At 51.9% G+C, this 19,542-nt stretch carries 14 protein-coding genes and 1 tRNA gene; 10 read left to right on the top strand and 5 right to left on the bottom strand.

Features of this window, described 5'->3' with window-relative positions; all coding sequences use genetic code 11:
• Window positions 1-205: 205 nt before the first annotated feature.
• From DW817_RS05725 to DW817_RS05715, 3 genes are all read right to left on the bottom strand, one after another.
• A complete protein-coding gene (locus DW817_RS05725) occupies window positions 206-1,948 on the bottom strand; it encodes a [FeFe] hydrogenase, group A (RefSeq protein ID WP_021737390.1) in 1,743 nt (580 codons plus the stop codon).
• Window positions 1,942-3,777: an NAD(P)-binding protein gene (locus DW817_RS05720; RefSeq protein WP_009015162.1), complete on the bottom strand. Its 1,836-nt coding sequence runs from the start codon at window positions 3,775-3,777 to the stop codon at window positions 1,942-1,944. Before DW817_RS05720 ends, DW817_RS05725 begins: the two co-directional genes overlap by 7 nt.
• Before the next feature lie 266 nt (window positions 3,778-4,043).
• Complete coding sequence (locus DW817_RS05715) at window positions 4,044-5,687, bottom strand: dihydroxy-acid dehydratase (RefSeq protein ID WP_009015163.1); 1,644 nt, start codon at window positions 5,685-5,687, stop codon at window positions 4,044-4,046.
• Between the two features lie 136 nt (window positions 5,688-5,823).
• On the opposite strand from DW817_RS05715, the gene DW817_RS05710 reads away from it, so the two are divergent.
• From DW817_RS05710 to DW817_RS05670, 9 genes are all read left to right on the top strand, one after another.
• Entirely contained in the window at window positions 5,824-6,783 is a 960-nt protein-coding gene (locus DW817_RS05710; RefSeq protein ID WP_014129100.1) for a LysR family transcriptional regulator, read from the top strand.
• 106 nt (window positions 6,784-6,889) lie between these two features.
• Window positions 6,890-7,315 carry an Rrf2 family transcriptional regulator gene (locus DW817_RS05705; protein ID WP_009015165.1) on the top strand — a complete coding sequence of 142 codons (426 nt, stop codon included), beginning with the start codon at window positions 6,890-6,892 and terminating at the stop codon, window positions 7,313-7,315.
• 1,538 nt (window positions 7,316-8,853) lie between these two features.
• Window positions 8,854-8,929, top strand: a tRNA-Ala gene (locus tag DW817_RS05695).
• A gap of 60 nt (window positions 8,930-8,989) precedes the next feature.
• Window positions 8,990-9,949, top strand: a complete 960-nt coding sequence (locus DW817_RS05690) for an inositol hexakisphosphate (RefSeq protein WP_021737451.1) — start codon at window positions 8,990-8,992, stop codon at window positions 9,947-9,949.
• A gap of 211 nt (window positions 9,950-10,160) precedes the next feature.
• Window positions 10,161-11,510 (top strand): Sapep family Mn(2+)-dependent dipeptidase, encoded by a 1,350-nt coding sequence (locus DW817_RS05685; RefSeq protein WP_021737409.1) that lies wholly within the window; start codon window positions 10,161-10,163, stop codon window positions 11,508-11,510.
• Window positions 11,511-11,558: 48 nt separating this feature from the next.
• Window positions 11,559-11,861 (top strand): hypothetical protein, encoded by a 303-nt coding sequence (locus tag DW817_RS10840; RefSeq protein ID WP_243634077.1) that lies wholly within the window; start codon window positions 11,559-11,561, stop codon window positions 11,859-11,861.
• Complete coding sequence (locus DW817_RS05680; RefSeq protein ID WP_243634076.1) at window positions 11,858-13,120, top strand: YfcC family protein; 1,263 nt, start codon at window positions 11,858-11,860, stop codon at window positions 13,118-13,120. The genes DW817_RS10840 and DW817_RS05680 overlap by 4 nt, the downstream gene beginning before the upstream one ends.
• Window positions 13,121-13,340: 220 nt before the next feature.
• The gene (locus DW817_RS05675; protein WP_009015169.1) at window positions 13,341-13,709 is read left to right on the top strand and encodes a CidA/LrgA family protein; all 369 of its coding nucleotides are present in this window, start codon (window positions 13,341-13,343) and stop codon (window positions 13,707-13,709) included.
• Window positions 13,702-14,385 carry an LrgB family protein gene (locus DW817_RS05670; RefSeq protein WP_009015170.1) on the top strand — a complete coding sequence of 228 codons (684 nt, stop codon included), beginning with the start codon at window positions 13,702-13,704 and terminating at the stop codon, window positions 14,383-14,385. The genes DW817_RS05675 and DW817_RS05670 overlap by 8 nt, the downstream gene beginning before the upstream one ends.
• 897 nt (window positions 14,386-15,282) lie before the next feature.
• On the opposite strand, the gene DW817_RS05660 is transcribed toward DW817_RS05670, so the two are convergent.
• Window positions 15,283-16,227 carry a LysR family transcriptional regulator gene (locus tag DW817_RS05660; protein ID WP_009015171.1) on the bottom strand — a complete coding sequence of 315 codons (945 nt, stop codon included), beginning with the start codon at window positions 16,225-16,227 and terminating at the stop codon, window positions 15,283-15,285.
• 6 nt (window positions 16,228-16,233) lie between these two features.
• A complete protein-coding gene (locus DW817_RS05655; RefSeq protein WP_009015172.1) occupies window positions 16,234-17,784 on the bottom strand; it encodes a Ppx/GppA phosphatase family protein in 1,551 nt (516 codons plus the stop codon).
• 201 nt (window positions 17,785-17,985) lie between these two features.
• Here DW817_RS05655 and DW817_RS05650 point away from each other — a divergent pair, with 201 nt between their 5' ends.
• Entirely contained in the window at window positions 17,986-19,539 is a 1,554-nt protein-coding gene (locus tag DW817_RS05650) for a hypothetical protein (protein ID WP_009015173.1), read from the top strand.
• The last annotated feature ends 3 nt before the right edge of the window (window positions 19,540-19,542 follow it).

The following is a 19,542-nucleotide window of genomic DNA, read 5'->3' as shown; positions in this document are numbered from 1 at the left end:
AAAGCAAATCCGGTTCAGATGGGTCCAATTGCGAGGAGCTTCCGCCTCCACTGACGACGCAAGTCAGTTGTCTAGTGCAGTTATTTATAGTCTTCGTGGTTTCCCATTTACCTTTCGGCATGCCTCCATTGCATCCACAAAACACGGAAGTAAGCAATGGAAGCATGCTCTTGGGGAGATTGGCGTGATTCTTGCTTCGACCCGATTAATAACACTCCGTCACTTCCCACGCCCCCTGATCGGTATGGAGCAGTTCCTCTGCTTTTTCACTGAGGGGGCTGCCGAGAAATTCCGCATAGAGGGCTTCGATTTGAGGATTGCGATGACTGAGGCGCAGGGCCATTTTTTGGTCAAGGGCATAGAGACTTTGACCGCGCGCTTCGGCTCGCTCTTCATCATCGATGGAAATCGGCTGGCCACCGCCGCCGCTGCAGCCGCCGGGACAGGCCATCACTTCCACGAAGTCATAATGGACTTTTCCTGCTTTGATGGCTTCCAACAGGTGCCGCGCGTTGCCAAGACCGCTTACAACAGCGCAGTGCACGTCGGCACCGCCCAAGGTGTAGGTCCTTTCCCTGAGGGCCGGACCGGTGCGGATGTCGGCAAACAGGTCCGGATCGGGATCTTTTCCTGTGACTTCATAATAGGCTGTCCGCAGGGCTGCTTCCATGACGCCGCCTGTCACACCGAAGATGGTGCCAGCCCCTGTATGGGTTCCCATGGGATCATCGAGGGGTTCTTCCTTGAGCAGGTGGGGATAGATGCGATCCGCGTTCAGCATACGGATAAATTCCCGTGTCGTAAGGACGCAGTCCACGTCCTTACCATGCTGGGTCCGCATCGTGGGAAGGTCGCATTCTGCTTTTTTGGCAAGGCAGGGCATGATGGAAACGAGAAAGAGTTTTTCCGGCTCCGTTCCCAGTTTTTTTGCAAGCCAGGTCTTTGCGATGGCGCCAAACATCTGCTGCGGGGACTTGGAGGTTGACAGGCGGTCTGTCAGTTCCGGGAACTTTCCTTTGAGAAAGCGCACCCAGCCGGGGCAGCAGCTTGTAAATAGGGGGAATTTCTTTGTCTTACCGTTCTTAAATTTCTCGAGAAATTCGTTGGCTTCTTCCATGATGGTAAGGTCGGCCCCAAAGCACGTATCATAAACATAGCGAAAGCCCATACGGCGCAGGGCAGCGGCCAGTTTTCCCATCGGTGCTTCCTGGGGGGAAACTCCGTAGGCTTCACATAGGGCTGTGCGGACCGCCGGCGCGATTTGGACAATGGGAATGAGCTCAGGATTGGCAAGGGCACTGTAGACTTTATCCGTGTCATCCCGTTCCCGAAGGCCTGCCGTAGGGCAGTGGGTGATGCACTGCCCGCAGAGGGTACAGTCCGAGTCCTTGATGACGCGGTTATGGGATACATCGACCGTGGTCCTTGATCCGGTGCCATCAACGTCCCAAATATGGACGGTCTGCATCTTGTCACAGACCTGGATGCAGCGCATACATTTGATGCATTTTTGATAATCTCGGTAGAGAGGGTAGGTTGTGGTCCAGGCTCCTCGCGCGCCTTTAGGCAGTTCCCGTTCGTAGGGAAGGGAAATGATGCCAAGGGAGTTTGCCAGACGCTGGAGTTGGCAGCTGCCGCTTCTTACACAGGTGGCGCACAGACAGTCATGCTGGCTTAAGATGAGCTCCACATTGATGCGGCGTGTTTCCCGGGCCCGCGGCGAATTGGTATGGACGACCATGCCCTCGACAACAGAACTGTTGCAGGCCGTAACCATAGCCGTTTCCCCTTCTACTTCAACGGAACAGACGCGGCAGGCGGCAATTTCGTTGAGCTCCTTGAGGTAGCACAGATGGGGGATGATGATTCCTGCTGATTTGGCTGCTTCAAGGATGGTCGTTCCTTCCGCAACGCGGACGGTTTGATTGTCAATGGTGAGTGTTACCATTCGGTTTGTCTCCCTCCTTTGAAGCTGCCAAAGCCAAAGTGATCACAGCGCAGGCAGCGGCTTGCTTCCTGACGGGCTTCTTCGGCCGTCATACCTTCTACAGGCAGGCTGAAGTCACCGGAACAGTCAGGTCTTCCGTGATACTTGAGATTGATGCGTCCGCAGGGCGGCGTGTTTGTAAAGTGGGCCGGCGGAATCTCGATATCGACCGAAATCTTGTGGTCAAAGCCGAGAAATGCGTCGATATTGGCTGCCGCGACTTTTCCCGCGGCAATGGCTCGGATGACCGTAGCCGGTCCAGAAACAGCGTCGCCGCCGGCAAAGATATTATTGAGGCCTGGTACGGCGCTTGACCGTTCGGCCTTGATGGCACCGTGATCTGTTGCCACGCCAATTTGTTCAAAGGGTTTTGTGACGATGGACTGACCAATGGCAACGATGACGTAGTCGCAGGGAATGCGCGTGAGGTCCGTCGCCGCGTTTCCCGGACGGGGCCGGCCATCGTGACCGTATTTCCCGATGATCTGGGGACGGGTCCATAGGGCTGCCACTTTGCCATCCCCATCCTTTTCGATGTGGTCAGGCGCTTCAAGGGGACGGATTTCACAGCCTTCTGCCATGGCAGCACTGATTTCTTCGGGTAAGGCCGTCATATCTTCGACACGGCGCCGGTAGAGGCAAATGACGCTTGCCGCACCAAGGCGTTTGGCCGTTCTTGTCGCATCCATGGAGACATTGCCGCCTCCGATGACGCAGATGCGTTTATCCGTAAAGTCAGGAATGATGTTTTCTCCAATGCCGCGCAGCATGGAGACGGCACTGATCACATTTTTGGCATCTTCTCCTTCGATGCGCAGCTTTTTGTCGCTGTGGGCACCGATGGCAATGTAAACAGCATCATAATCTTTCTGGATATTTTCGATCCCGACATCCTTTCCAATGGAGATGCCTGTATGGACATCGATACCCGTCCAAAGGATATGACTGATGTCACGGTCAAGGATTTCCGGCGGCAGGCGGTAATCAGGAATGCCATAGCGGAGCATCCCGCCTAGCTGGGGCCGCTGCTCAAAAATGGTACAGGAATGTCCCATGAGGGATAGGTAGTAGGCTGCCGTAAGGCCGCCAGGACCGCCGCCGATGATGGCAACTGTGCGTCCCGTCGGTTTGGCACTTTTGGGCGGTGCCGCGGGTTTTGAATGGTCAATGGCAAAGCGCTTCAACCCGCAGATATTGACGGCATCGTCAACCATGCGGCGCCGGCAGTGGATTTCACAGGGGTGTTCGCAGACATAGCCGCAGACACCAGGAAAGGGATTATCCTTACGAATGAGGGCGACAGCCTCGTCATAGCGCTTTTCCCGGATAAGGGCAATATAGCCCGGGACATCCACATGGGCTGGGCAGACAGAGACGCAGGGAACCGGATGGGTGAGTCCCGTAATGCAGCGGCCGCGGAGAATGTGCTCCTCGTAGTCGTCACGGAAGCCTTTGACTCCTTTAAGGACCATGACGGCAGCCTCGTAGCCAATGGCACAGTCCGCCGAGTCTGCAATGACTTTTGCCGTCCGCTCGATGCGGTCAATGGTTTCAAGTGTGGCCGTGCGGTTCATGACGGATTCAATCAGCGTTGCCAGCTGGCCCAGTCCAATGCGGCAAGGTACGCATTTCCCGCAGGTCTGGGCATGGCAGAGCCGCAGGAAACTGAGCGACATATCAATGGGACACAGACCGGGCGAACTGGCGCTGATGCGCCGCTCTATATCCCGGTAGAGCCCGCGCAGGACCACTTCGGCACTGGATGGGGTCTCAATGGACAGTCTTGTCATAGGATAAACCTCCCTTTTGAGGGGCACGGGGCACCTCCTCATGGATGCATGCAGGGCCTTTTTCCCTCTCTTTGAAAAAAGACAATAAATAATCCGATAATTCGCAAAATAGTACAGCCCCATTATACACCAAAAACGAGAAACCGTTGTATATAAAATCTGGATAGACGATAGAAGCTGTCGAATCTTGTATAGAAAAATGCACAAGGCACTTCAGAAAAAGTACCTTGTGCAGGAAGTGTGGACAAACTCCCCAAGTCTGTCCATCAGTAAAGCCACAGGGCTCCATTTTCCGCTCCGCTGACAATGCCGCGGTAGCGCTTCATAACGCCAAAAGCAGGGTGATTGGGCTTTTGGATTTCCTTTTTGCGCCGCTGGAGTTCTTCATCTGAGATTTCCACTTCGAGAAGATGCTGGTTGAGGTCGATGTGGATCATATCCCCGTTTTTGACGCAGGCAATGGGCCCGTCATCCCAGGCTTCAGGTGAAATGTGTCCGACGCAGGGCCCGCGGGAGGCACCGGAAAAACGGCCGTCCGTGATCATGGCGACAGATTTTTGAAGGCCCATGCCGATGAGCATAGCCGCGGGAATGCTCATTTCCCGCATGCCTGGTCCGCCTTTGGGCCCTTCATAACGGATGACGAGTACGGACCCCGGTTTGATGTCCTTATGGAGAAAGGTTTCCATCACTTCTTCTTCGGAATCAAAAACGACGGCAGGACCGCGGTGAACGAACATGGCAGGGTCGACGCCGCTTTTCTTGACTACGGCACCCTTTGGGGCCAGGTTCCCGTAAAGCACGCTGTAGCAGCCCTTTTCAAATAGGGGATCTGTCAGATCGTGGATCACGTTCCGGTCAATGGGTCCTGTAAAGGCATCAAGGGCCTCGCCTAAGGTGCCGCCCATGGCAAGAGGCACATCCTTGTGAAGGAAGGGTGCAATGGTCTTGAGCGTTCCTAGGGATCCACCGGCTTTGCCGTAGTCAACCATATTGTATTGGGAGGCCGGTTTAAATTTCGCGATGACCGGGACCTGTTCCTGGATCTTATCGAATTCTTCCAAGGTAAGGGGAACCTCGGAGACGGAGGCAATGGCCATGATGTGGAGGGCAAAGTTGCTGGAACCGCCCGTTGCCGACGTGTGGAGGATACCGTTTTCAAGGGATTTTTTGGTAAGGAAAGCGCGGGCTGTGATTTTTTCCCGCGTGAGAGTGACAATCCGTTCTCCCACATCACGGGCCTGTTTTACCTTCTGGGAGACGCAAAAGGGCATTGTCGCCGACCCAAAGGGGGCAAGACCAATAGCTTCCGTAAAGACGGCCATGGTATTTGCCGTGCCGTACATGGAGCAGGTACCGCAGGATGCACAGATATTCTGGCGGAAACGGGAGAAAGTCGTTTCATCGATTTTCCCGGCCCTGTAGGCTCCAATTGACTCCTTGAGGTCCGGTGTAGCATAGGTGATGCCATTTTCCTCATAAGGGAGCATGGATCCTGGAGTCAAAAAGAGGCTCGGCAGGTCAAGGGAAGCGGCTGCCATGAGCATTGCAGGGACAATCTTATCACAGGCACACAAAAAGACGAGACCGTCAAAATTGTGGGCCCGTACCATGGTTTCTATGGAGCCCGCAATGAGGTCGCGCGAAGCCAGTACATACTGCATACCCCTTAGCTGGGCCATGCCGTCGCAGGGAGCGGGGACCGTAAATTCAGCCGGCGCGCCGCCAGCGGCCCAAACGCCTTCTTTAACATATTGGGCCAGCTCCTTTAAGGGTTTGTGCCCGGGATTGACATCGTTCCAGGAATTGACAATGCCGATGATGGGCTTTTTAAGGTCCTTGTCGCGATAGCCCGCGGCGTTCATGAGACCGATATAATAGGCTTCCGCATTGGGATCGATGAGAGTCATAACTGGTTCCTCCTTGTGGTACGGGATTGATTATCTTTAGTGTAGCCGAAAACGGAGCTTACGTAAAACAGAAGGTTCCTACATAGACCACAGGGTAAAACCTGTGATAAAATAAAAAAGGAAAGGGGGGAGGTCCATGCAAACTTCCTATGAAATGTTCCTCCTTGCTGCAAAGACGCTCAATTTTACCAAGGCGGCCAGCCTTGCCCACATTACGCAGCAAAGTTTCAGTGAACATATCAAAAAGCTTGAAAAAGAAGTTGGAACCGTGCTTTTTACGCGGTCTCCCCGCGTTGCACTCACCGAATCGGGCCGCATTTTTTACGAAACCGTACGGCAAATGGATCTTATCGAACGCCGCTGCCTGGTGCACTTAAAGGAGCGGGAAGCCGGAACGCGGGGACATGTGCGTCTTGGCACCAATGCGGCACGGGCCAAATGTTTTCTCCCCGATCTTTTGGAGCGATATCATAAGGCCTATCCCGCCGTTACGGTGGAGACCGTGCTCGGGGATACCAGGGAGCTGGAACCCCTTCTTGAGGAGGGACGCCTTGACGTGCTGCTTGGTGTGGACTGTACGGAGTCGGCGCTGTTTCACCGCATCCCCGTCGGGACGGAGGCACTTTACCTTGTCGGAAATCGAGAGTATGTAAAAGGACATCTCAAAAAAGGACGGGCAGTCACGCTTCAACCGGGGAGTGTGGTGAGTCTTCACGATTTTGAGAATCTCACGATCCTTGGAAAAGAAAAGCGAAGCACTGTTTATTCCCGGGTTACGGAGGTCCTTAAACGGGAAGGCCTCTTTACGGCCCCACTTTTTTCCATCAGTGATGATGAGACCCAATTTGAATTGGCACGGCGTAAATTAGGGGTGACCTTTTGTTCACAGCTGCATTTGACTTCCCTTTTTGACGCAAAGGAAGCCCCCCTTACGCCGCTTTCCGTAAAGGAAATCACGGATACGCTCCGGACGGACCTTGTAACGGCTAAGGCTCCTTACGAGGCTCCTTATCTGACGGCCTTTTTGGAGGAAAGCCGCCGTGTCCTACAGGAAAAATATGCGGAAATCCGGAAATTCATGGCAAAAAAGGGCTGAATTTCTGACAGTTTTAATTCCTATCAAACAGTATGGATTTTTTTTGAAATTTATAGTAAAATGGTATGGCAAGAGTCAGAAAGAATGCTTTTGGAGGAACCACGTCATGAAGATCTCAACAAAAGGTCGGTATGCCCTGCGTCTCATGCTGGATCTTGCCATGAATGGCAAGGAAAACTTTGTTCCCATCCGCAGTGTATCCGAACGCCAGGAAATCTCCGAGAAATATTTGGAGCAAATCATTACTGCCCTCTCCAGAGCCAAACTGGTCAAGAGCGCTCGCGGCGCCCAAGGCGGCTATAAGCTTGTCAAGGCACCGGAAGAATATACGACGGGAGAGATCCTGCGCGCTGTCGAAGGATCCCTTGCCCCTGTGGCCTGTCTGGAACCGGGCCATACAGTCTGTGCCCGCGCCAAAAAATGTATTACCCTGAATTTGTATAAGGAAATCCAGGAAGCCGTGGATTCTGTCGTAGATCGTACGACGCTGGCGGACCTGGTGGCCCAGCAGGAGGCGCAGGATAAAGCGTAACTGTTTTTGGCCAGCCCAAAAATCAGGCTGATTTGATGAAGTTACATGGCCCCATTGCTTTCGTTGAAATATATGGAAGCAATGGGGCCATGTCGATTCGTAGGAGGGTCCGTCTCACGTTTGGGGATCCCTTACGCCTGGGCGCTCCCCCTCCTAACCACGTGTCGTCACCTTCCGCGCCCAGCTCATCAAAGCGGAAGCTTTTTGCAATCTTCGGCCCATATGGGCCCAGCTGCTTTGTCGCCCACACTCCCAACCTCCTAGACGTACCGGCCTCTGGCCGCAAGAAAACTCACGCGTCGTCGATTCGGAGAACTTTCGCGCAACAGCTCCCGCGTCGCTGCGCTAGCTGGTTGCTGGCGTCTCAGGTCCGTCGTCGTCGGTGGAAGCGGGGCTCCTCGCAATTGGACCCGTCTGAGCCAAATTCACAAAAAGCAAATGAAAGAAAAGCCCGTAAGGCAAAAGAGAGTAACGCGCGGCCACAAAGCGTCCCGACCGGAGGGGGCCGAATCAATTTTTCGATAACACGGTCCTGCAACCGGCTATGGAGCAAGAGCTCCATACGCAGCGGTTTTGGCCCATCGAAAAATGCTCCTCGCTAGCCGTTCGTAAGGAAACGTCGGCCACAAACCGGCCTCCTCATCCACCACCCAACAAGCCTGCTTGTTACAATCCTGCTAAGAAAGATTGTCTGCAACATCGTCATACACGAAAACGTATCCGTTACTTTTGCATCCGCCGGAGTCTAATTAGGCGGATGTAAGGGATAAAAGGGCTCTGCGCTCCCTGGATAAGCGCCTGTCACGATCTCTCGCTTCGCTTTTTCAAAGGCGCCAAGGAAGCTTGCGAATCGATCGGCGATGCGCTTACCGCCCTGGCGGGGCGGAACGGCTTTCGCCGTCTCCAAGGCAAAAAGACCGTGACGTGAGCCCTGAATAGAACGTAGATACGAGTTCGGTTCTGGGCTTTTTGTAGGTTGAATCCGTTAGCGTAGTTAGTCTGATATGGGGGAATATTTATCCGATGGGATCTTTATCCATTCTATCCATATGATTATGATTACAATGAAATTAAGAAATGATTTCCTTCGTTTAAGCACTGCCCGCCTTTGTGTTTTGCCTCTGAGCTCGACTCGTAGAGTCGAGCCGCTCCACCAGGGCGGGGGACCAAAAGCCGCATGTTGCCTCATTAAAATGAGGCAAGCGTGCCCTTTTGGTGGTGGATGAGGAGCGTAGCGACGTTTCCTTACGAGCGAAAGCGAGGCATATCCGCCCGGGTTTCGAAGGTCGCTTTTGGAGCGGAGCGAAAGTCCGAAAAACATGTTTAAGGACGGATTTAATTCGGCGCCCAGTCCGAAGGACACGGTTTGGCGCCGACGTTATGGCCTTTTCTCCATTTTCCTTTTTCAAATAGGGCTCCAGATTGGCCCCGATGCTGGGAAAAACGCGAAGCAGGCTGACGACGTCGTATAATATTGTCATCCAACCCTCTATTTTCTCTTGCGTGAATTTAGGGAAAGGGCTATAATACTAACTATTGGGGCATTAGCTCAGCTGGGAGAGCGCAAGGTTCGCAATCTTGAGGTCAGGGGTTCGATCCCCCTATGCTCCACCAATTTGGAAGATTCCCCAACTCGTGTTACGGGTTGGGGGTTTGTTTTTTATAGGAGGAAAGATGCTGAAAAAGGTTCCCTTTTTACTGATGCTAAGCGCTTCCTTGATTGCTTTTTCAGCGCCTCTTCCTTGCGTCAGAGCAAAGGAGGCCCCTAAAAGCGTGCCCCTTGAGGCGCCTTTTTCCTACGAAGGCGCGCTGTGGCGTCTTGACGCAGAAAATGCACCTGGACTTCCGCGCAATTATAGGACCTGTGATGATGCTTATCGGGCAATCCCTCCTCGCTACGCAAAGGAAGCTTCTTCCCGTATTCCCAGCTGCAAAGGACTGTCTGAGCTCCATATCTCAGGATCCAGCCAGTACTCTGAAAAAGGACTCGATGCAATCCTTGCAGATCTTCGAAATAGAACCCAAGGACCTATTGTCCTTGTTGACCTGCGACAGGAGAGCCATGGCTTTGTGAATGGAATGCCCGTAAGCTGGTATGGGAAACGGAATTGGGCCAACAGGGGAAAGGGACACTTTGCTGTACTTGCTGATGAAGCGCAGCGTATCCACGCCCTTCAGGGACAGGACGTGACCCTTGTGCGTCTCAAAACGGATAAAAGGTCTGCTTCAACCATGACCGTGGAGGCGGGTCAGGTGCTTACGGAAGCGGAACTTGCTGCTCAAAAAGGAGTGATGTATGTCCGCTTTACAGCAACAGACCATCTGTGGCCTGATGCAGGGGAAATTGAGCGGTTCCGCCGTTTCGTAAAGACTTTGCCTAAGGACGCCTGGCTTCATTTTCACTGCGTTGCCGGTGAGGGACGAACAACGGCCTTCATGACCATGTATGATATGCTGAAAAATCCCGATGTCCCCTATGAGGATATTGTCCTGCGCCAGCTGCGGATTGGCGGCGTCTATACGCCTTTTCTCGGAAAGGGCCTTTCAACGTGGAAAAAGCCCTATTACAGGGCAAAGAAGAGGGGGCTTGAAGCGTTTTATCGAAAGCTTCATAAGACGCAGGTAACCGATTGAGATATTTCATAATCCAGAGGGGAGGGACGCTGGACTGCATGAACCGCGTACTCCCCTAGGAAGGGTTTCCTTTTACGCAGGAAACCCTTTTTTGTCGCTCTATGGACGCCCTTACCCTATGATATAATCGTGGTGAAAGATTATTTTATCAATTGTTTGCTGAATTTTTCGACGAAACAGGACTTTCCTGAAAAAAGGAGGAACCAGAATCATGACACCGGACGAAAAAGCGCGCTATTATGGGCGCATGGAAAAAAACTTTCCCCAGTTTCTAAAGGCTATGGAGCGGCTTGTGGCGGTCCCGAGCTATCTTAAGGAAGACGATGACTATCCCCATGTGCCGGCCATCAAGAAGGTTCTTGATGAAACCATGGCCCTTATGAAGGACCTGGGGTATCGTACGTATGCCGATCCAGACGGTTACTATGGATGGGCGGAAATTGGTGAAGGCGATACCCTGATCGGTGTTTTAGGGCATCTTGACGTGGTCCCGCCAGGGCTCATCGATGATTGGAAGAGTGATCCCTTTACAGTGAACTACCGCGACGGTAAGGCCTATGGCCGCGGCGTTCAGGATGATAAAGGCCCAACCTTGACTGCTGTCTATGCCGTTAAAGCTCTTCTTGACGAAGGATTTACCCCCAATTACCGTCTGCGCTTTATTTTTGGCACCGATGAAGAAAACCTCTGGCGCGGCATCAAGGTCTATATGGAAAAAGAGGAAAAACCGGATTTTGGTTTTACGCCTGATTCCATTTTCCCCCTTATCCATGCTGAAAAAGGGGTCCTTGAATATACACTCCATGCGCCGAACGAAAGTGGTCTCACCTTTAAGGCCGGTGATGCCTATAACGTCGTTCCCAGCTATGTCAAGGCTCCTAAATCGCAGGCCCTCATAGAGGCCCTGAAGAATCTTCATTATGAATACCGCGATGAAGGGGAGACCGTGGGCATTCTTGGTAAAGGGATGCATGCCCAGTTTGCTGAAAAGGGTGTCAATGCCATCCATCGCTATCTGCTTGCCCTTGAGGCCATGGGATACCCGACGAAGGCGGCCCGTTTTGTGAAGGACAATCTGGAGGGGCATCTTTTTGCAGAACCTATTTTTGGTGATGTCAAGGATGACGCATCCGGTGAGCTCAAATTCAACCTCGGTAAGATTGAACTTACGGAAAAAGAAGAAATCCTGTCCATCGATATGCGCATTCCCGTGACCTATCCAAAGGAAAAGGCGGTTGAAGCCATTACGCAAAAAGCGGCTGAATACGGCTTTACCTATCATGAATTTGACTGGTTGAAACCGGTCTATCTGCCCCTTGATTCGCCTATCATCAAAAAGCTCATGGATAGCTATGTTGAAGCGACGGGTGATACGGAGCATAAACCCCTTTCCAGCGGCGGCGCCACCTATGCCCGTGCCATGGATAACTGTGTGGCCTACGGCATCATCCTTCCCGGCGTTGAAAAAAGTGAACACATGCCAAATGAAAATATGGTTGTTGATGATTATAAAACGGCGATGAAAATCTACATCCACACTTTTGTGAATTTCAACCGCTGATGCCTCCTCTTGCTTCCTGTTTCCGTACAAATAGAAAGAAGGGTCCTTATGTCAGACGTACAAGCAAAGAAAAAGAAACAAATGCTGAGCTCTTATTCCATTGTATTTTTAGTCCTGATCGTTGTCGCTATCCTGACTTGGTTTGTCCCTCAATCCGTTGTCGTTAAAAATAACGGGACAAAGGAAATCATTTACAACGCCATTATGGTCGAAGGCAAAGTCGTGACCGGACAGGGCCTGCAGCCCATGGGCCTGTGGGACATCCTCATGGCGCCGATCCGGGGCTTTGTCAAGGCCGCTCCTGTTGGCTTTGCCATCCTTATGGCCGGGGAAGCTTCCTGCACCTCATGAACCATGTCGGAGCCATGAATTCGGCCATTGGCTGGCTCCTCAAACGGTTTACGGGAAAGGCCCTGATCATCGTTCTCATGTTTGTTTCTGCCTTATTTGGCGCGGTCTATGGACTGTGGGAAGAAATCCCGGCTTATTCCATGGTCGTCGTTCCCCTTTTTGTACTTGCCGGGTATGACGTCATTACTGGGATCGGTGTCCTTTTTGTCGGGGCTACGGCGGGCAATATGGCAAGTATTGTCAACCCCTTTTCCTTGGGGGCTGCCGTAGGGGCCATTGGAACCGATGGACTGTCCATGGGCAGCGGCATGCTGCTGCGTATTGTCATTTTCTTCGTCCTTTATGTTGTGGGGCTCGTCTATATGCTCCACTATGCCGACACGGTCAAAAGGGATCCAACAAGATCCATCGTCCACGGTCTTGATATCAAGACCCTTGTTGATGAAGATCACAAAATGGAAGAATTTACGAGCCGCAAAGCTTGGTCCATCACCCTGCTGGTGGTCATTATCCTGGCCCTTGTCTGCGGGTACATGCCTTGGGACGCCATCAAGTTTGCTGACGGCAGCACCATGAAGGACGTGGTGAATCTGCCTTTCCGCAGCTTGGCCAAGGTCCCTATCCTGGGTGAACTGTTTGGCGCGGGTCATTATACGGAATTTGGCGATTGGTACTTTGATGAATTTGCCTTTGTCTTCCTTGTTGGTGCCTTGCTCTTGGGGCCCATCAACAAGATTCCTGAACCGGAATTTGTTCGCGAATTTGTTGCCGGTGCCCGTGAAATGCTGGGCGTTGTTCTCGTCCTCACCGTGGCAAACGGGATTTCTGTCATCATGGGCAGCAAAACGGCCGGTATGAGCGTAACGTTCGTGTACTGGATCCAGAATGCCCTTCAAGGTGTTCCCGGCTGGGCTTTTGCCATTGCAGCCGCCCTTGCTTATGTGGGCATTGGGTTCTTTATGCAGTCGACAAGCGGTGTTGCCGGCATTACTATGCCGATTCTTGGTGCCGTAGCCTATGCGCTTTTCCAAAGTGCTCCCATTGGTTCCATTGGTGGCCAGGTCATGCTGATTGCTGCTTTTACGATTGGGCTTAACTTTACGAGTGCAATCTATCCCAGTGCGACCAATATGGGGACCCTTGAAATCTATCAGATTCCCTATGATCGGTATCTGTCCTTTATGCTGAAAATTGATATGGTTATGCTTATTGTCGGTATCGCGATTGTGTCCGTGGCACCGATGCTGGGAATCTTGTAAGTCATTTTTTGGCGCTGCGGAAGCTGCGCCGCAATTAGGTGAAGGTGAGCCCCTTGCTCTTTGGGAAAAGTGGGGCTCATTTTTTATGAAACGAAAGAGGGAAATTTTTGCGATTTTCCCATCAATTATGGCCCATCACTTTTATTCTTGTGACAGATAGGGTATACTTTTATCTATCGCATATTTTTAGAGAGAAAAGAAAATCGAGGGGGACTTTCTCATGAACATCGTTATGGAACTTGCGCTGATTTTCGGCGTTTGTCTCGTTGGGGTCATAGTGGCATCCATCATGCCCTTTGCCGTCCCATACAGCGTCATCAGTCTGCTCATCCTGATGACCTTGCTGTATCAAAAGGCCATCAAGCCCTATCAGATTGAAAAAGCAAGCCGCTTTTTCATCGAAAATATGGGCATCTTTTTTGTACCGGCCGTCGTGGGCACGATGGAATACGTGGAGACGCTGAAAAACTATCTGCTGCCCTTTTTGGTCATTACGCTTGTGACAACGCCGCTGATTTATTTTGTGACGGGGTGGACTGTTCAGCTGATGCTGCGCCATAGGGAAAAGAAGGGAGTTCGTCATGCTTGAAAACGTGACAGCCACGCCTTTTCTTGGCCTTTTCCTCATCCTTGTCTGTTGGATCATTGGTGTCAAACTGCAGAAAAAGACAGGGTGGCTCGTCTGCAATCCTGTGCTGACGTCTTCCTGTATGATTGTCCTCATTCTCATGGCAACCGGCATTCCTTTGGACCATTTTCGTACCGGTGGCTCGCTTATTTCCATGCTCCTAGGTCCTGCCACAGCTGTGCTTGCTCTTACGATCTATCGGCAGAAAGCTATTTTGCATGAACATTTCCTGCCCATCCTCATCGGCTGCGCCTTTGGCAGTCTTGTCAGCATTGCCGCGGCCGTTGCCCTTTGCCATCTTTTTGGGACCAATTCCATTTTTTCGGCGTCCATGCTTCCTAAGAGCGTTACGACAGCCATTGCGCTGGGAATTTCCGAAAGCGGGGGCGGGATTCCCGGCATTACGGCAGCTGCTGTTGTCATTACGGGGATAGAAGGGGCCGTTCTGGCTCCCTTTCTGGCCAAACATTTCAAGATTACAGATCCCGTTGCTGAAGGCGTTGCCATCGGGGCCTGCAGCCATGCCATTGGCACGATGAAGGCCTTGGAAATTGGTAAGATCCAAGGGGCTATGAGCTCCATCTCACTTTGTGTCTGCGGGATTGTTACGACGGCGCTGGCGGTTGTGTTTATGTAAATATGGAATCGGCCCCAAAATTGGGCCGATTCTTCAAAATGACGTGCCTCCATTGCTCAACCTCTCATTTTAAGGTAGCAATGGAGGCATGTCGATTCGTACGACGTTTCGTTACTGATTGGGGAATCGCTTACGCCTGGGGGCTTCCTTTCCTACCCATGTGTCGTCACTTCCAGCGCCCAGCTTATCAAAGCGGAAGCTTTTTGCAATTTTCAGTCCATATGGGCCCATCTACTTTGTTGCTCGCGCACCCAACCTCCTAGACGTACCGGCCTCTGGCCGCAAAGAAACTCACGCGTCGCCGATTTATTTTTGGTGGCGCCGCTTCGGAGAACCTTCGCGCAACAGCTCCCGCGTCGCTGCGCTAGCGGATTGCTGGCGTTTCAGGTCTGTCGTCGTCGGTGGAAGCGGGGACTCCTCGTATCTGAACCCATCTGAACCGAATTTGCAAAAAGCAAATGGAAGAAAATACCGGAAGGGAAAAGATTATAAGGCAAATAACACGGAGGCAAAGATTGTAAGGAAAAAACATAAAAGAAGCCCAAAACCGGACGTAGAGGCAGGTTCGGTTTTGGGCTCTAACTTTTATTTGATTTTGTGAGAGACTGGTTTCTTTGAAATCGGGGGGCCGAAACCAGAAATTTTCCATAAGCATTGATCAACATAATTTCCCGGCTTTGGTGATGGATGAGAAGCTATGCGCCATATCCTTGCAAGCGGCAGTGAGGACCATTTGCCCGGGTCCCAAGCCCTCTTTGAAGCGAAAGCGGAAGGGCGCAGGGACATGTTTCCAGGCGAATCATTTCGGCCCCGTTCCCCCATGAGGGGCCGGTTCGGGTCCGTGCCTTTGAGGCTCTTCCCTCCCATTTTTGCCTGACAGCTCCCGTCCTCATCCAATCAGCTCAATCCTTGGGCTGACTTATTTTTTCCCCCAATCTCCAAACTTGCAATATAACGCTCCAAAGCATTGATGTAGCTTGTGCCAAGGCGGCTCAGATGAATCTTTTTGTGGGTAATATAGCCAATATGGATGGTATCTTCCTCATCTAGGGGAACGGCAATGATGGATTCACCATTGAGGCGTTTATCAATGACGCCGCTGCAGACGGTATAGCCATCAAGACCAATCAGCAGGTTAAAGAGCGTAGCCCGGTCAGTGACGCGGATATTCTTTTTTCGTACGACGGTACTGAAAATCTCTTCCGAAAAATAAAAGGAGTTATGGTCCCCTTGAACGTAGGAAAGGTAGGGATATGGTTCCAGTTCTTCCATGGAGACCTTATCTCGATCATGGAGGGGATGGGTATTGGAAATGAAGATGTGGGGGGATGTCGAAAAGAGCTCATGGAAGACGAGGTCGTGGGTCTTGAAGAGCTTTTCCAGGACGGAACGGTTGAAGTCGTTCATATAGAGGATGCCGATTTCACTTTTCATATCCGCCACATCACGGATGATTTCATAGGTCTGTGTTTCCTGAAGACTAAAATCGTAGGTGTCGCGGCCGTATTCCTTGATGAGGTCGACAAAGGCATTGACCGCAAAGGAGTAGTGCTGGGTCGAAACACGAAATTCCTGCTTGCCGCCGGCTTGGGTCTTATAGTGGGATTCAAGGAGTGCGGCTTGTTCCAGGACCTGACGGGCATAGCCTAAAAAGATTTCTCCATCATGGGAGAGAAGGACCCCTTTGTTGGTCCGTTCAAAGATCTTGATGCCCATTTCATTTTCCAGTTCCTGTACGGTTTTCGTAAGGCTTGGCTGGGAGATGAAGAGGGCCTTGGCAGCGCCGCTCAAGGTACCTGCTTCGGCAATGGCGACGATATAGCGCAGCTGCTGGAGGGTCATGACATCTTACTCCTTTCTGGTGCTGCCATTGGGAAGGAGTTTGACAACGACAGTGACTGGAGTCCCCAAGGTTTTGCGGATCCATTTCATCAGGGCGTTTAGCTGCTTCATTTCAATGAGGGGATCCTTGCGGGCAATGAGAGTGAGCTGGGCCGCTTCATCTAGGTCGCGGGCCTCCACATCGAGGATATCCCCCATGTGGGGATGATCCAGGCTTTCGGCGATGGCCACAATAACTGCTGCCCGCGTCAGGTCTTCAATATCCTTATCCGTGATCAGTTTCCGGTAAGGTTTGTTGCGCAGGTAGGAGCGGTTTACCCCGTGGTGCCATGCGGCAATGATGGAGGCAAAGACGATGTCCATATGGCTCATGCCAAAAAGTCGGGCATTTTCAATGATGTAGCCGCTGTGCCGTGTGTGGTTGTAGTAATTGATGGTAATCCCTGTATCGTGAAGCAGGGCCGCTGTTTCCACAAGATCCCGCCAGCGTTTTTCCGGCAGCTTGTGAAAGCGCTTCCAGCCATCAAAGATTCGCAGGGCAAAGCGGGCCACAAGACGGGCATGTTCCTCATCTGGCACATATTGATGAATCATGTCGTTGCGGCTCGTTTCAAGGATGTTAGGCGTAATGAGGGGCATGTTTTCGTGCTGGTGCCGGTATTCGCAAAAGAGGCCTTCCCGGAGCCCACAGCCGGAGATGATGAGTTTTTTAGAATTGCATTTGTCTGCCAGGGCCTTGATGATGGAGCTGCCAGCGACGATGACGTCTGCCCGGTCGCTTGAAAGGCCGGGAATGCGCCGGCGCATCCCCGGCGGTGTCGAGAGGAGCCCTTTGTACCAAATCGCAAAATCGGCTATATCAAATTGGAAGTTATGCAGCTTGGCCGTAAAGTACTTGATCCGCTTTTCTTCCACTTTCCCAATGGAACGGGCCGTACCACCTACGCCGACAAGGGGCAGTCCGCAGCCAGTTAGCCAAGGCGTTTTTTTCATCTGTTCGGCAATGAGCTTCTGCATGGTCTTCATGTCTTCGCGGCCGCGCATAGAGCCCTGCCGGCTTTGCTTTGTCAGGTTGACGCAGCCAATGGGCAGACTGACGGAATCAATGAGCTTCCGCTTTCGGACGAGGATGACTTCTGTCGAACCGCCTCCTAGGTCAAAAATCACAGCATCTTCTACATTGATGGTATTGACGACGCCAACGTAACTCATAAAGGCTTCCGTCTTGCCCGAAATGATATCCAGATCGACACCGGTTTTTTCCTTGACGGCCCGTGTCAGTTTCATGCCGTTTTTTGCGTTCCTGATGGCGGCTGTGGCTACCGCAACCATATCTGTTACGTGGAAGAAACGGCACATGGAAGCAAAGCCCCGGATGCAGTCGATGGTGCTCGTGAAGGCCTCTTCCGTCAGATATCCCTGGGGATCGGTCTTAAGCGCCAGACGCAAAGGATCTTTCTGGTTATAGACGAGGTGGCTCCCTTTTTGGCTTGAGATTTCCATGATGACAAGCCGTGCCGAGTTGGAACCCACGTCTATGATTCCGATTCGTTTCATATTGTTTCTCCTATGGAAGTTTGTTTTTCTTTTCCTCTATACTAGCAGTACCCTGTAAAGAATCGGTAAATTATTCGATGAAGGGAAGAAAACGTGCTACAATGAAAAGAAAATGATAGATTACTGTTAGTATAACACGATTTCCAGGCGGTGTGACAGGTTTTCCGCCGATACCCATAAGATTGAGACGGGAGGCATACTATGGCAAAGAAAAAACAGCTGGCTGCCATCATCCATTTAGGCTCGGAGCGGGTCACGATGCAGCTTATTGAGTACACTGACCTTTATGCTGTGACCATCCTTGATGAAGCCAGTCAGACTGTTCGTCTGGGCGAAGAGACCTTCAAGACGGGGCGTATCTCAACCGAGACGATGCGGGCTCTTATTGATATTTTGAAGGGCTTCCGCCGTCTCATGAAGGATTACGGGATCAAGGACTATGTCCTTGAAGCAACGACCGCTGTGCGGGAAGCCCGGAATCGAACGTTCTTTTTGGATCAGGTCCTTGTGAAAACGGGCTTTGTCATGGACGTGATCAACCTGCCCCAGGAAATCTTTCGAAAGATTGCGTCCCTCAGCTACCATTTGGAATCCCATAAGAAAAAGGTGGAACATAAAGGCGGACACCTTCTTGTGGATCTATCGAGCGGAGCCATGGGCTTTACCTATGTGCGCAGGGGAGAGATGGAATATCAGCAGAACCTGCATGTGGGGCTGATCCGTATGAAGGAATACTTCACGCGCAATGAACAGTCCAGCATCCATTTTGGGGAGGCCCTGCGGGAGTATATTCGGGCCAATCTTTTTCCTGTCATGCAGGAACTGGAAAATAAGCCCGTCGAGAGCATGTTCATCAGCGGCGTTGAATCAAGCTATTTGCCGCGGATCTTGAAAAAAAAGCCGGACAAAAAGGGCCTTATCAAGGTTGGGGCAGGGGACCTTGAGGAAATCCTCCTGCGCCTTAGAAGTCTTTCCCCCCGCCAGCTGACAAAGGTCTATGCCCTATCTGAGGAAGAAGCAGATTTGGTCCTTCCGGCGGCAACCCTTTATGAGGAACTGATCCGGGCGGCTGGATCGCCTTTTGTCTATATCGTGACCAATCGTTTCATTGACGGGATCCGGGCCCTTTATATTGCCCGCCAGAAAGATCCAGCCTTTATGGCGTATATGCAGAGCATCCAGATGAGCCAAATCCGAGGTGTGGCCCGCCGTTTTGGAACCAATCTTGTCCATGTGGGCCTTGTAGCAGATCTTTGTGAAGCTATCTTCAAAACGGTCGCCAAAAGCGAGGGCCTCGACGGGGCTGACCTCCATCTGCTCCGCGCTGCCGCCCTGCTCCATGGTGTGGGTAAGTTCTTTTCCCTGCGTGCGGGGAAGCTATACAATTATGAGCTGATCCAAGCAACGGACTTTTTGGGATTTGGGCCCGACGCGCAGCAGACCATTGCGTCCGTATCCTATCTCTTTTCCCTGCCGTCGCCTGACGCCCTGTCGCCAGAAGCCTACGACCGGGAGATTTCTGCAACTCCCGCGGTGGCTAAACTGGCAGCCATCCTGCGTCTTGCCGATGCCCTTGATGTCAGCCGCAAGCAAAAGATCACAGGCTGCCGGACCGTAATGAAGGAAAATCAATTCCGCGTCATTGTCACAAGTCGCGAGGATCTTTCCCTCGAGCGCTGGACCTTTGAAAAACAGAGCGGATTTTTTGAAGAAGTTTTTGGCCTTACGCCAATCCTGGAACAAGTGGAAAGGTGAGTG

This window comes from Acidaminococcus sp. AM33-14BH, from assembly GCF_003603525.1.
In the GTDB taxonomy this organism is placed as follows: domain Bacteria; phylum Bacillota; class Negativicutes; order Acidaminococcales; family Acidaminococcaceae; genus Acidaminococcus; species Acidaminococcus intestini.
The sequence above is the reverse complement of the archived record's forward strand: the minus strand, read 5'-3'. Positions and strand labels throughout refer to the sequence as shown.